At 46.4% G+C, this 13,663-nt stretch carries 13 protein-coding genes; 3 read left to right on the forward strand and 10 right to left on the reverse strand.

Annotation, left to right across the window (positions count from 1 at the left end):
• Positions 1–96: 96 nt before the first annotated feature.
• The 5 genes from NDI34_RS19845 to NDI34_RS19865 all read right to left on the reverse strand — a co-directional run bounded on the left by NDI34_RS19845 (position 97) and on the right by NDI34_RS19865 (position 4,585).
• Complete coding sequence (locus NDI34_RS19845; protein WP_348233595.1) at positions 97–465, reverse strand: hypothetical protein; 369 nt, start codon at positions 463–465, stop codon at positions 97–99.
• An 85-nt stretch (positions 466–550) separates the two neighbouring features.
• A complete protein-coding gene (locus NDI34_RS19850; RefSeq protein ID WP_348233596.1) occupies positions 551–1,900 on the reverse strand; it encodes a glycoside hydrolase family 3 N-terminal domain-containing protein in 1,350 nt (449 codons plus the stop codon).
• Positions 1,901–1,932: 32 nt separating this feature from the next.
• Positions 1,933–3,030, reverse strand: coding sequence for an FAD-dependent oxidoreductase (locus NDI34_RS19855; protein ID WP_348233597.1), 1,098 nt, complete (start codon positions 3,028–3,030; stop codon positions 1,933–1,935).
• A gap of 153 nt (positions 3,031–3,183) precedes the next feature.
• On the reverse strand, positions 3,184–3,654 hold the full coding sequence (gene psbQ, locus NDI34_RS19860; RefSeq protein ID WP_242029085.1) for a photosystem II protein PsbQ: 471 nt from the start codon (positions 3,652–3,654) through the stop codon (positions 3,184–3,186).
• Between the two features lie 79 nt (positions 3,655–3,733).
• Positions 3,734–4,585 (reverse strand): alpha/beta fold hydrolase, encoded by an 852-nt coding sequence (locus NDI34_RS19865; protein WP_190429709.1) that lies wholly within the window; start codon positions 4,583–4,585, stop codon positions 3,734–3,736.
• A 436-nt stretch (positions 4,586–5,021) separates the two neighbouring features.
• On the opposite strand from NDI34_RS19865, the gene NDI34_RS19870 reads away from it, so the two are divergent.
• Positions 5,022–5,453: a hypothetical protein gene (locus tag NDI34_RS19870; RefSeq protein WP_190687620.1), complete on the forward strand. Its 432-nt coding sequence runs from the start codon at positions 5,022–5,024 to the stop codon at positions 5,451–5,453.
• 24 nt (positions 5,454–5,477) lie between these two features.
• On the opposite strand, the gene NDI34_RS19875 is transcribed toward NDI34_RS19870, so the two are convergent.
• Positions 5,478–5,978, reverse strand: a complete 501-nt coding sequence (locus tag NDI34_RS19875; RefSeq protein WP_348233598.1) for a hypothetical protein — start codon at positions 5,976–5,978, stop codon at positions 5,478–5,480.
• 331 nt (positions 5,979–6,309) lie between these two features.
• Positions 6,310–6,726, reverse strand: a complete 417-nt coding sequence (locus NDI34_RS19880) for a DCC1-like thiol-disulfide oxidoreductase family protein (RefSeq protein ID WP_190687614.1) — start codon at positions 6,724–6,726, stop codon at positions 6,310–6,312.
• 311 nt (positions 6,727–7,037) lie between these two features.
• On the opposite strand from NDI34_RS19880, the gene NDI34_RS19885 reads away from it, so the two are divergent.
• Positions 7,038–7,220, forward strand: coding sequence for a hypothetical protein (locus NDI34_RS19885; RefSeq protein ID WP_190687611.1), 183 nt, complete (start codon positions 7,038–7,040; stop codon positions 7,218–7,220).
• 56 nt (positions 7,221–7,276) lie between these two features.
• On the forward strand, positions 7,277–8,965 hold the full coding sequence (locus NDI34_RS19890; RefSeq protein ID WP_348233599.1) for an NAD(P)-binding protein: 1,689 nt from the start codon (positions 7,277–7,279) through the stop codon (positions 8,963–8,965).
• Between the two features lie 114 nt (positions 8,966–9,079).
• On the opposite strand, the gene NDI34_RS19895 is transcribed toward NDI34_RS19890, so the two are convergent.
• From NDI34_RS19895 to NDI34_RS19905, 3 genes are all read right to left on the reverse strand, one after another.
• Complete coding sequence (locus NDI34_RS19895; protein ID WP_348233600.1) at positions 9,080–10,231, reverse strand: hypothetical protein; 1,152 nt, start codon at positions 10,229–10,231, stop codon at positions 9,080–9,082.
• A 172-nt stretch (positions 10,232–10,403) separates the two neighbouring features.
• Positions 10,404–12,434 (reverse strand): iron uptake porin, encoded by a 2,031-nt coding sequence (locus NDI34_RS19900; protein ID WP_348233601.1) that lies wholly within the window; start codon positions 12,432–12,434, stop codon positions 10,404–10,406.
• A gap of 213 nt (positions 12,435–12,647) precedes the next feature.
• Positions 12,648–13,520, reverse strand: coding sequence for an MBL fold metallo-hydrolase (locus NDI34_RS19905; protein WP_348233602.1), 873 nt, complete (start codon positions 13,518–13,520; stop codon positions 12,648–12,650).
• Between the last annotated feature and the right edge of the window lie 143 nt (positions 13,521–13,663).

Genomic DNA, 13,663 nt, shown 5'->3' on the forward strand with positions numbered 1-13,663 from the left:
CATTGAGTCCTCTGCTTCGCTTAAGATAATCCGAATAGGAGCAGGCATAAATAATGGAAAACTCCGTTTAGAAGCTTTATGCCATCTTATATTTAATTAGTCCCAGCTACTTACAAAAATCCACCAGACAACCAGTGGTTCTTTCATCCCAGCTTCGCTGTAGAGTTCGTTTACAGTTTTATAGAGTCTGAACTGCACAATGTAAATCCAGGCAATTCCCAGCAAGGAAAACCAACCAAACCAGCCAGGAACATCAGGATCGAATATACGCAATAGTTGGGGAACTGCTACCCCCAAGACAAAAGGCGCTAAGCATAAAGTTCCTGACCAACCATAACCTTTATAGCGACGTAATTCTTCTTGGATTATCCACTTATACCAGCCGTAATACAGCATCAGAGTGACAATCGATAAAAGAATCACTTGCCAAAGGGGACGGGTTTTTCCTAGAGGCTTGCTAGACATATTAACGGCTGAAGTTCTAAAGTTTTGCTCTATTGTTTACATTTATTAATATACAGCAAACCCCTCGCTAACACCGCCTCTAATCTCAACCGTTTGTTCCACTTATCGGCAACCCTTTGGGCAATCCATAGAGAGCCTTTTTGGTTTGCTCTAACCTGCTGCTACTTTTTATTAGCAGTTCATTCTCTAATTGGCGCTTATTATCAGCTTTGATTAAAGCATCCATCGCTTCATAATATAAATCGCGATCGTAAGCAATCAATATCAAATCGGCTCCGGCATTCAGCGCCTTGACGGTAGCATTTCTCAAACCATCTTGACTGTTGTAAACTGCATACATACAAAAATCGTCAGTGATTAAAACCCCATCCTGTTGCCAATCATTTCTAATCATGCTAATTACTCTCTGGGAAAAGGAGACGGGATGTTCAGCATCTACCGCCATCAATTTAGCATGACCCAACATCGTGAAAGCCTGAGATTTACTCATTAATGTCCGGAAGGGTACCCAATCATCCTGCGCTAATTCATTCACGGAAGTATGCAATTCTGCACTTTCAAGATGGGTGTCGGTCTCTACTCTTCCCAATCCCGGAAAATGCTTAATCGTACATCTAACCCCATTAGCTTCTAACGTCTGACAATATAATAAAGCAAATTTTTCAACGACTTTTTTATCAGATGAAATAGCTCGCTTATAAATCTTAGAAAATTTATCGTTTGGATTTATCACTCCTTTGTTTAAATCCAACACAGGGGCAAAATTTAGATTAATTCCAATTGTAGATAGCTCACTTGCCTGAGTTTTGGCATACTTGATGACTTTCTCTTTTGCTTGTTCTATATTTGCAGACTCAGAAATAACTTTTGATAATTGAGGTAATCGGGTTAGAGGGGGAGATAATCGAGATACTACACCCCCTTCTTGATCGGTCGCTATCCATAAAGGAGATAAACCTTGACTGCGGCGAATCTCCTGCAAAGCACTAATTTCTTGCTTGATATCTTCTTGGGTTTTATTTTTAATATTTCTGGTTGTGAGAAATATACCGCCTATGGCTTTTTTAGAAACTAGTTTCTTGACTTCATTCGAGTCTCGATAGCCAATAATAAAATGCTGACCCAGCTTTTCTATTTGGGATGGTTTGGCATGGAATAGACTTTGTTTCAGTAAGTTAAATCTTATTTCAACTGTTAAAGCTGTAAGAAGACTTAGGCAAGCAATCACGAGGATTGTTTTATTCAGGAATTTTTTTTTAAGCTTCGAGGGGGTAAAAGCTTTAATTTCAGTAAAAATTAAAGCTAAATTGATTGCGATTAAACCTAAAAAGAAATAAAACTTTATGCTTGGGAGGAAAGGCGCTCTTAAATTAAAGGCAACGAATAAAAGGGCGATCGCTAAAAATAATTTAAGTATTTTAAATAAAATAACCATTTAATAAAACAGCAAAATCAGACATCTCACGATTATTTATCTTGATTGAGCGATCGCTCAATCAGTTCCCGAATCGCTTGGGCGGTGGCGGGTGCGAGTAAAACGCCGTTGCGATAATGACCTGTGGCGAGAAGAACATTGCTGTAACCGGGCAGAAGACCGATAACCGGGGCGGGGCGTCCTTCGGGGCGGGGACGCAACCCCGACCAAGTTTTCAGGATTGTGGCTTGGGCTAGGCTGGGGCAAAACGCGATCGCTTGCGCCATGACTTCATCCAGATGGGCGGCATCTGCCACTATCTCATCCCCATTATTGGGAAACTCCACCGTCGCACCAACCCAGTATTCTGTGTCCGTTACGGGCACAATGTGGGCATCATTGCCTGTAATTGTCGGCTGGAAATCTGCACGCCCCATTGGCTGCGCTAGGCGCAAATGCAACGCTTGTCCCAATACCGGGCGAATATCAATCGGTTGTTTTAAAGACGCTGTGAGTGGGGTGGAACCAAGCCCCGCTGCCACAATTAACCAATCAACATCAACTTGCCCTGCGGTTGTTTGAATGTGGCGAATGTCCGTATTTCTTGCTTCCTCTTCTAAGACAGTGACGCCAAATTTAAAGGTAACGCCGTTGCGTTGGGCAGCATCAACCAGCCCTAAAGTCAGAGCAACCGGGTCGAGTTGCCGATCTTGGGGAGAATAAATCGCGCCGATTATCTCATGACTCAACTGAGGACAGCGAGACTGGAGTTGGGCGGCGTCCCAAATTTCCAGGTGCCAGCCTTGAGTGTGGCGAATTTCTACCAGTTTTTCCCAACGAGATAAATCTTCACCGGCAAAGCGGAGCATCAGAATTCCCTGGCGGTTGAAGGGGATCTGACGGTCTAAAAGCGCTTCTAGCTCTGGAATCAGGGTTTCATAGCGCTGGATGCTAGCCTGCCGCATTTTCCAGGCATTGCCCTTAATTTTGTGACTGATCGCGCCCATCAAGACGCCCAATGCAGCGCCAGTGGCGGCTTGTGCGGGTGGTTGCTTGTCCAAGACTGTAATTGTTAGCCCTGGAATTAGACTGAGTTCATAAGCGATCGCAGCCCCAACAACGCCGCATCCAATAATTACAACCTGACTCATTTGAGAGCGCATCAGAAAGAGCGCATGAGAAATGGGTAATCGGTAACGGGGTAATCGGTAATGACGATCAGCCCTGAATTCTGAGTCAGTAGCAACGAACTCATGACAAATGACCCAGGACTAATAACTTTTTCCCAATTACCCCTTAATTGGCTATGCCTTCGGAATCAAGTTCATAAAGGCGTCGAACTCTTGCAATACAGAGCGGAAATTTGTCACCGCTTGCTGATAATCCGCCTCTTTCGCAGCCTGATCGATTCTGACCAGATCGCTGAACAAATCTTTTGCTGCTTGACGCGCCGCCTGTTTGTCCTTAGGAGCCAAGCTATCCGCCACACGGTTCATATTCCGTCGCAAATCTCCTAGTGGCCCGTGAATAAATGTACCCACATCTACCCATCGCCGTTGTTGGATGAAGGTTTGCAATGTGTTAAGGCGATCGCGCTGTTCTTGAATTCCCGGAAGCGATTGCTGAATCTGCTCAATCTGAGCCGCCGTGTAAGTAGGAGCCGATTTCGTTGCCGCAGTTGCACTACCGCAACTAATCATAAATGTGGCTACCACTGCCAAAATTAAACCCAAAATAGACCGATAACGTGCCATCATGCTATTTTTTGAAACCATGAATCAAATTTCCCCTGTTATTTTAGAGAAAAATCGGGAAAACGCGAGAGGAGAAGAGAAAAAGAGATGATATCACCCATTATCCAATTGCCTGACGACGCAGAAACCCTTGAATCGCATCGCTGACTTTGTCCGACCAATGGTCTTGAGGATAATGCCCGACTTCTTCCATCTTCATGATTTCTGCCCTCTGGATGGAACTCGCCAGCTGTTGCGCTTGAGTGAAGGGAAGCCAGGGGTCTTTCATCCCCCAGGCAATTAAAGTTGGCTGCGTCCAGCTTTGAAAACCGGATTCTATTTCTGCCATCGACTGCTGAAGCTGGAGATTCCGCACGGTGTACAGGAGACTTCGCCCCGCATCCGAACTTTTGAGGTAGGGACGGCGGTAAACGTCTAAATCCTTATCTGGGATGACGTAACGGCTACCACCTTCTAAGGTTCTGTCCACCAAGAGCGGGTCTTGCGTCATCATATCGCCGACAAAAGGCAGACCCAATTGTTGAATCTTCCAAGGCAGCTTGGCAGTCGTTGCCACAGGTGTATTGAGGATAACCAAGCGCTCGATTTGGCCTGGATGACGCAGAGCGTACTGGAGTCCCACAGAACCCAAAAATCCCTGAACAACCAGATAGAATCGCTCGATTTCCAGGTGTTGGATGAATTCTGCTAGTGCGTTGATGAAGGTATCGGGTGTATACGCAAAGTCCCGCCGCTCTGGTTTCGCCGAGAAGCCAAAACCAATCCAGTCAGGCGCGATCGCTCTATACCCTTTCTCTGCTAATCCGGGCATTACCCCGCTCCAGCTATAACTCTGCGACGGCAACCCGTGCAGCAGCAGAACTGGCAGGTTATCACTTCTACCAATCGGATTCTCTTCCCGGTAAAACCATTCCAAGGAACCGATCTTGATTAATTGCTCATTGGTTGACACTATCTTTGCCTGCACATCTCCCGGTTGCTTGAGCTTACCGCAAAAGCGGGAATCTCCGGCAAAGCAAGTCAAGTTTTAATTTTAGTATTCTGGTTAAAATTGCATCTACAATTCCGCTGTTGAAATATTAGAATTTCAAGGATTTCATGATAATTTAGCAATTTTTTCTGGTATATTATTAGGAGTTTATATTTATTTTTTACTCAATTCTTTATAATGGAAATTTAAGGGCAAGTTCAAAAAACGCACATATTTCCATTATTTGAATATACCTTAAAAAATAGCACTTGTATAGTATCCAAATTTACCATTCTTATCGCCTCAATGAATAAACTTAAAGAAGGATGCTCTACCAAGTTGCGAAATAGAGAACATCCTGTTATATTTAAACGCCAAAACAACTGAAAAAGCGCAAGTTTAGGGGAACCCAAGCGAAGTGAATGCAGCTGAACAGGCCACAAACATACAAGTCGCTAGTAAGATTGCTGCTGTTGTCAATCTCTACAAATCTGAGTTTCCTGATGCAAAAGCAGATTTAAAACCTTGGGCAAACGACCCGGATACTAGAGAGTTAGTCGATCCGGATTCAATTGATATCGGCTTCCATTTTCCTGGCAGAAGTCGCTTATTTCAAAGCCGCAGCATCTTGGTACAGATTCGTTTTTACGAAGACCCCGTGACTGGGATTCGCCGTGCTATCGGTGTCGAATTAGCAGGTTTTGACCATAAAGGCAAACAGTGGCTACTCTCGACCGTAGAGGAGTGGCAGTTTGTCGGGGAATCCCAGCCAGTGCCTGAAGTAGGGGAAAAGCTGAAGCACTTTTGTCGGCAAATATTTGAACTGTTCAACAGCGAAGAAATCGCTTAAGTCGAATGGGTAATCCCTAGGGAATTACTCGATGACTTGGGTTGTCTGAGCAATGACTACCGGCTTGCCTTCAAATTCGGCTTCCATTTTCTTCTTGACATTTAAATCATTCGTTAAGTTGTACTCTTTCTCAAAATCATCCAGGACGAATTTCCGAACTTGCCCTGTCACCGTAACATTCTTACCTTCAGCGATTGGAACTGTGGCAGGAACTGCATTCAAAACCAACACTTTTTCGCCACTGAATATTTTGTCGTCTTCTAACTGAAACGCTTTGGGACCAATAATTTCTTCAACTTCGCCACTGACCGTTACTGTTTGACCGATCAGTTGATCCGTGTTTTGAGCAACTTTTTCAACGGCTGTGGTAGGTTCAGGGGCAGCCGCTTCTTTCTGGACAGCTACGCAACCAGGAAGAAGCATGGCAAGCAGCGCTAATGCGATCGCGCCGCCACTGTTCCAAAATCCTTCGGAAAAGCTCTTTGTTCTATCGGCAACCCGATTATTCGTAAATCTCTTGTTCATTGCCCAAATCTCCTAAATCTACTTCGCAGCTAGTCGCTACAGCAGTAGATAACCCCCCGATCAAACCTTGATAAAGCTTTTTTCCCGCCCTTGTTAAATCACCGCCCCAAGCCAGCAATTGTAAAACCAAGCCACCAGCTTTTAAGCGGCGACTTTTCGCAACAGGACAGCGATAGCTAACTATTATTTTAAAAACGAAAACTACTGCCTAGCGTCTACCTGGGGAAGGAAAGCTTTGGCGAGAGTATCCCAATGCTTCCCCTCTACTTTTAGGGTGTTACCTTGTTTGGGCGATCGCTTTCAGTTTCCCACCAAATGTTTTTGTGAGTTCTTATTCAGTAACACATCCCGTAGAACAAAAACTAGCTGGGTAACTAGATTGATAAGTAGAAGAACGTTTGCCAAAGATGGTGTAACGGTTATCGCGGATTTGTTCGTAAGTGCGATCGCCCATCCACTTCACCCCCGGTAAAGCTCGATATGCATCCACAAATAGGCTCCCCATTGGCAACAATCGCCCAATTTCTTCTGCTGCATCACTTCCCTGCCACCGTCTCTCAGGCGTATCGGCATCAATCAAGATCATTCCCATTTCACAATCTTGGGATGTAATTCCAAAGTGCTTGAGGGCTTCTGGAGCTTGCATCGGAATGTACTGAAACATCTGCCCTTTATCTAAACCTTCCAGCAGTTGCACAAGGGTGACGCAGAGATTGCAATTGCCATCATAAATTACATGGTAAGTCATTGAGTTAACAGCTTTTTTCAGAATTAATTTGAAACCTATTTTTAGAGCGTATATTCGGGCTAAAAGATTAATTTAAATTCAATAATCTAACACCTGAATATTAAAAATCCGCCTTTGGATATCCATCAATTTGACGAACACAAATACACATAGCCGATTTAATTCTGAATGCTTACTACGATAACCTAATTAACCTGTTTGCTCATTCTCCCGAAGGGCAGACCTATCTTGAAACTAACCCACAAATCAGAGCTTAGCTAGCACAACTCATTTACGATGGCTACTGCCACAAGGGCTTCACCCTGCCCAAGATGGCAAAGAATGATGTCAAAAAAGTTTTCCTTCTCTGCCTGGAAGAAGCTGATGATGCAATTCCAGTAATGACGTTTTGGCAATTTCTGAAGCGCGATCGCCTGCATGGTGTATTCAGCGATCATCCCGACCGCCTGAAGACAAGCAATGTCTTAGCGGTGTATACGGCTACAGTCCTTTGAGCGGAACTCAGTAAGAATGTTCAATTGCACGAATATTTAGGCAGTGATTAGGCGGGATGAAACCCAAAATTATTGTCTGCGGCTTAGGTTTGACTGGGTATAAAATATTTTCCTTGCTAAGACAGCAGGGAGCCAGCGTGATTGGCATCCATGCAGAATCGATTCCGGGTGAAGATTATGATGTCGTAATTGGAGAATTACGGGCAGCTTCTACCCTAAAAGCAGCGGGGATTCAGGAAGCCCAAACGTTAGTGCTGGCTGGGGAAGACGAGGCGCTGAACTTAGCGATTCTCACCCAGGCACGAATTCTCAATCCTCGGATTCGGATTATCAATCGGTTGTTTAATACGAGCTTGGGCGATCGCCTTAACCAGACGCTTGCAGATCACGTCACCATGAGCGTTGCTGCCCTAGCCGCGCCTGTGTTTGCCTTTGCCGCCTTGGGAAGCCAAGCGATTGGGCAGTTGCGGCTGTTTAACCAAACTTGGCCCATCCACGAAGAACATATTGATGAAATGCATCCTTGGATCGGTCGTAAGTTAGCTGACTTGTGGGATGACCGTTCTCGGATGCTGATTTACTACTTGCCGGTGGACGGTCAGATAGATCTCATTTCTGCCGTCGTGTATGGGCAAAAGTTGCAAATAGGCGATCGCTTAATTGTTGGCACCCAACCCAGCGTCCGCACCTCCGGCAAACCCGTACTTCCGAAACTTTTCAAAGTCCTGACCAACTTCCAACAGTTTCCGCAATACGGTCAACCGATAGCAGTTGTTACCCTAGTCCTTCTGATCACCGTTTTTGTTGCCACCCTCACTTATGTTTGTGTCGATGCAAAAATATCTGTCGTTGACTCCCTTTATTTTTCGGTTGGCATGATTACAGGTGCCGGTGGTAACGAGAAAGTCGCAGAACACGCACCCGATAGCATTAAAATCTTTACCGCAATGATGATGCTGCTCGGTGCTGGTGTAATCGGGATTTGCTATGCTCTCCTCAACGATTTTGTTTTAGGCACCCGGTTCAAACAATTTTGGGACGCCGCACGAGTTCCAGGGCGAAGTCACTACATTGTGTGCGGACTCGGTGGTATCGGAGTTCAAATCGTCAACCAACTCCATACCCACGGACATGAGGTAGTTGTCATCGAACGGGACGCCAACAATCGCTTTCTCAACACCGTCCGCGCTTTGAAAGTGCCCGTGATTCAAGGAGATGCCAGTTTATCTGCCACCCTAAAAGCTGCCAATGTAGACAAGGCAGACGCCCTCTTAGCTGTCACCAGCGACGATATGGCAAATTTAGAGATTGCCCTTAGCGCTAAAGGGATTGCACCCAAATTAGCTGTCGTGGTGCGGAATCAAGACCCCCACTTTGCATCCCAAGCGCAAAAGGTATTTGAATTTGATGCCGTGTTGAGTCCGACTGAATTAGCCGCACCTTCCTTTGCAGCAGCGGCTTTAGGAGGACGAATTTTAGGTAATGGGATAACTGGCGATAGTCTTTGGATCGCTTTAGCCACCATGATTACACCAGGGCATCCGTTTTGTGGCAAGCGCGTTCAAGAATCGGCAATGGACGCCGACTTTGTGCCTTTGTATATCGAAACAAACTGTCAAACGATTCACGGCTGGGATGTTTTGGAAACTTGCCTCAGTCCTGGCGATATTTTGTATTTGACGATGCCAGCAAATCGACTAGAGCAATTGTGGCGCGTGACGCCTTCTCAACTTCTAGCCAGTTGAGGATTCTGTACTGGCTAGAAGTTTGTACTGGCTAGAAGCGTTTAGTCAATTAGCTTTGTAGGGACACACAGCTCTGCGTCTCTACTGCTTAAATTAACGCTGGCAGACCCTCCATTAACGCAGCAGCACTCGACTCCGAGGCCCAATGGGTTGCTCAGATGTCGTCAGCTCAATCGAGCATCCTGCCGTCTGCTCGTTGGCAGAAGATGAGACACTTGTTGAGTTGCTGCCTTGATTAGGCGTACAACTGGTTGCGGCTGTCGCGGAAGACTCCAAGACTACATGATTAACCTCAGTAGAGTCATTGCGGCTGAAGAGTGAGGGAGGCACATTTGCCCCGGATGGGGATGGGGATGGGGTTCCTCCACTGGCTGGACTACCGCCACTGCTAATAGGTGCTGGGGCAGGTACTGGGGAGGTTATTGGGGAGGTTATTGGGGAGGTTACTGGGGGGGGTGTTGAGGACGTGGGTGCTGGCGCTGGGACAGGTGCTGGCGCTGGGACAGGTGTTGGTGCTGGGACAGGTGTTGGTGCTGGGACAGGTGTTGGCGCTGGGACAGGTGTTGGCGTAATTAAAACGGCATTTGCAGGCACTTTCACCTGTAATTTCACCGGCATACCACCGGCAGGGATAGTAAAAGAAGGGAGGGGTTTCGGCACGGTAGGGGGCAAGTTGTTGCCGAAATTGTATTCAGATCCAAAATCAAACACGGTGGGGCTGGTGCCTCCATTGGCATCGCTATATCTAGGCCCCTGACCCCTAATTTCAAATACACCTTGATACTGTTGTCCGGTTTTTGGATCGGTGACAACGCCTTCCCAGAAGCCTCTGGCGACAAATTCATCCTGAATTGTGCCAAATAAGGTGGTTCCTTCTTGCCCGGTTTGCTTTTTGGGTTGAAGATTGCCGCTAGTTAGAACCGGAGAGGTAATCGTTCCATTCGTGGAGACAACGGGAATACCGCGAAAGTCTACATAATGAGTGCCATCGGCTTTGGTTCCTACATAGCCAGGATTGGGTGCAGTGTAGACGAGGATGCCGTTGCGGAAATATTGCCCTGCGGCATTAGTATCAACTCTCGTTGTGCTTTGGTTGAAATTTGGGTTGGCAGGGGGAAGGGTAAAGGTACCCGTGACTGTACCGCTACTGTTAATGGTTACTTGGGCAAAAGCACCATTTGCTCCCAAGCCCACGATCGTAGCGGTTAAACTACTGCTAATCAGTAAGCTTAAACTCACCGGAGTTTTTGAAGATAGCGATCGCATAAATATTCTTTCCGATTGGGATTAGCCAAAAAATAGAGCGATCGCATCGATGGCAAAGCAAAGCTTCCGCCAGTTTGTGCCTCACTCAATCACATATACTGGGGAATTTTGCCGAAACCGCAACAGGTTATTTCATTTATCAGAGCTTTTTCGCTTTTACTAGCTTTTCTCCTTAAAACCGGAAAGTTGCTCTCATCGTTCCCACGACTAACGTGTCATTTGCCGCATTATGGTCGGGGTTGAAAACCACCAATACCCCTGGAGTCAGGAAAATGTTATCCGTCAATCTGGCTCGATAAAACAGCTCTAGGTGCAAAGCCGTGTCGCGACGCCCTCCCGGCGTTCCACTCAAATTGGTCAAAAAGTTGGGAAGATTGAAGCCATCCGGCAAGGTACTGGAAGTAATTTTCGGCGGCTGTCCAAACAAAATTCCCCCCAAATTTCCTCTACCAAACAAGTCAGGAAACGCAGAAAATAACATCCAATTCGTAGTTTCCACAGAACCCGAAAGATTGACCGGGTCTGAAGAAGTCCACCCTCCCCAAGTCCCTAAAGTCAATCTAGGGTTGACGCGCCAAGCCAAAGTCCCTCCCACGGCGTGAGTATTAAAGGCAAAAGAAGTCGATGGCGAAATAATCGGTGCCAAGGGCGAAATGAGTTGATTGTCGCCGGTGCCGATACCCAGCAAACCATCGGGAGAGTGTGAATAGATATAGTGCAACCCAATATCCAGATTATTTGTCGGTGCAATGGTTAACTGCACGCCCGCACTGGTTCTACCGCCAAATAGTCCACCTTGGCTGCTATTACTGGTAAAGCCAGGAAGTTCAGCGCTGTAGACGGCTTGTAAACTCAGGCGTTTGTTAATTTGCCAGTCAAATCCAATGCCGCCCGTGCCGTTGCCAATTGACAGAATGGGGTTGCGCTGACCTAATAAGGAAATCGAACCATCTCCCGAACCTTCTAAAGGATTGATACCGCGAAATGTATTGGCAGGGTTAACACCAGCCGGACCAACAATAACGCCGAGGTTATCCGTGACTGGAAACCGATAGGAAAGGTCGCTCAAAACCAGGTCGTTGTTAGTTTCTAACTCAGTCGATAATCGACCCATATTGGTAAAGACAAAGGGTGCAGAAGAGGCGAGATTTCCACCCTGAAGCCCCGTCAGCAGTAAATCCTGTCCTGTAAACGAGGTTACCAGAGACAGTTGAACGTTACTTGCTAGAGTCAACTGAGCCTGACCAGAACGTTCCGGCACCCCATCTCTGGGGAACAAATCCACATCTACTTGATTGCTTCCCTGCAAGCCAACAATTGCTTGCCCAAATAGTCGAGTATTGGTAGAAAATTGGTGATTTTCGAGCTGTGCTGTCCGACTTTCTAAGTTATCGACTCGACCTTTCACTTCCGCTAGTTCCGTGGCATAGTCTTGTTGAAGCCGTTGCAGGGTTGCTAAATCATCTTGAGGAATGCCTTGGGGCTGTGACAAAATTGCTTCCAGGGCAGCATTGAGGGCTGCGGCAAATTCGTAGCGGCTGAGGGAACGGTTGCCGCGAAAGCTGCCATCCGGGTAGCCGGAAATAACTCCATACCGTTCTGTCAGGTTTTTTAGGGCTTGGTAACTCCAATCTGCGGGAGTAACATCGGTCAGTTGATCGACTGATGTTAATTGACTCATCGCATCGTCTGATTCATCGCCGTCAGCGATATTTTCTAAGCCAGCATCGTTCGGCTGAGTTGCTGCGGGTATCTCTTGGGAGGCATTCGGAGAACTCATTTGGGCTAACAAACCTCTCTCCCGACTCCTCTCCTGCAAGGCGAGGGGAGTAATATTATTCCCCCTTCCCTTACCCCCCTCATTCCCCCCGCTTGCGGCTATCGTGTACGATTTTTGGTTAAGTGGCAAAACGTTGATCGATCCCCCTAAATCCCCCTTAAAAAGGGGGACTTTGACTGGATTTCCCCCCTTTTTAAGGGGGGTTGGGGGGATCAAAACGGGACTGGTTTGAGAAGTCAGGCGATTGGAGGTTGAGAATTCTGGCTGCGTGACTTCAACCGTGACGGAAGGCTTTAAAACGGGTTGAGGCTCAGTTGCATCGAGCGATCGCTCGGATGGCTGAGGCATTACGGCTGAGGGTGGCAAAGTTGAGTTTTTCCCAGCAGTTAACAGTCCGACAACTACCAGGCTGAAGTCGCTCATGAGATTCTAGTCATTCTGGATACATAGCCGTTACCTTTGACAGCCGAAATTGCTAACTTCAGGAAATCAACTAAAAAAAACGGCACCCCACTTAGGAATACCGTTGCCATATCAGTTTTTGGCGTCACAAGTTACGCATTGAGGCGCTATCCTTCTGACGCGGTGTGCTTCTAACCCCCTTGTTCAAGAGGCGTTGAGAAAATCAAAAAGACTTTAACGCGCTTCCATCCAGGCGATACACTGCTGCATCTGCTGGCGCATCGTCTCATTGTCAGCATGGTATCGGCGTCCGTGACCGGGTAGCACCCACTCAAACGAGTAATTAGCCAGCTTTCGCATTGATTTAAGCAATTCAGGCCAGGAATACCAACAGACATCGGGGAAGGCAAACAAGTGATTTAAACTTGGCGACCAAGCCAGATGATCTCCCGTGAACAGAAATTTATTTTTGTACAGTAAAACCGTGTGACCTTTTGTATGACCGGGCACTGGAATAATTAACAAATCTGGCTCCAACTGTACTGGCTCTAAGCCAGTTAGCTGAATTTCCACATTGCGAGTACCCGAAGAGATTTCGTCGGTGTGGAGAATTCGCTGACACCCAAGATGCTCGGCATACTTTTGATGATCCGCTACATCATCTCGGTGCGTCAGATACATATAGCGAATCTCTCCCATTTCCTCTAGCCGCTTCACCAGAGGAGGCGTAAAGCGGGGAGAATCAACTAACACATTGCCTTCCGGTCGCACAATTAAATAGCTAGCAGCGCCATAGGAATTTTCTGCATGATAGCCGCAATGATAGACATTTTCAGCGACTAAAATCGGAAAACTGTGCTGAGCATCTTTAACGTCTTTTGGCTTCTCCACAGTCCCAATGGAAGCCGTAGGACAAGACAAAAGAGCCTGCATTGCTTTTAATCTTTCAGCCTCATTTTCTGGCTGATGATAAACTGCTGACTGCTCATCGGTGCGATAAAACACCTCTGGAGTCATCCAACGACAAGTATCGCAATCAATACAAGTCGTATCAACGTAAAAATCGCCACTAATATTTTCAGGGTGACGCTGATTTAAGTGAGCCATAATCTAACCTAATTGGTTGTTTAAAAAAATCTTGTGCAAAATAAATGCCTTAAAGTGGAAGCTCGAAAAAGGGAGATAGAAAAGGCTCAATTTGCAGATCAATTTGCCGACATTGTTCAACTTCCTGTACTTGAGTCCATTAG

The organism is Trichocoleus sp. DQ-U1, from assembly GCF_039961925.1.
Lineage (GTDB): Bacteria > Cyanobacteriota > Cyanobacteriia > Cyanobacteriales > FACHB-T130 > FACHB-T130.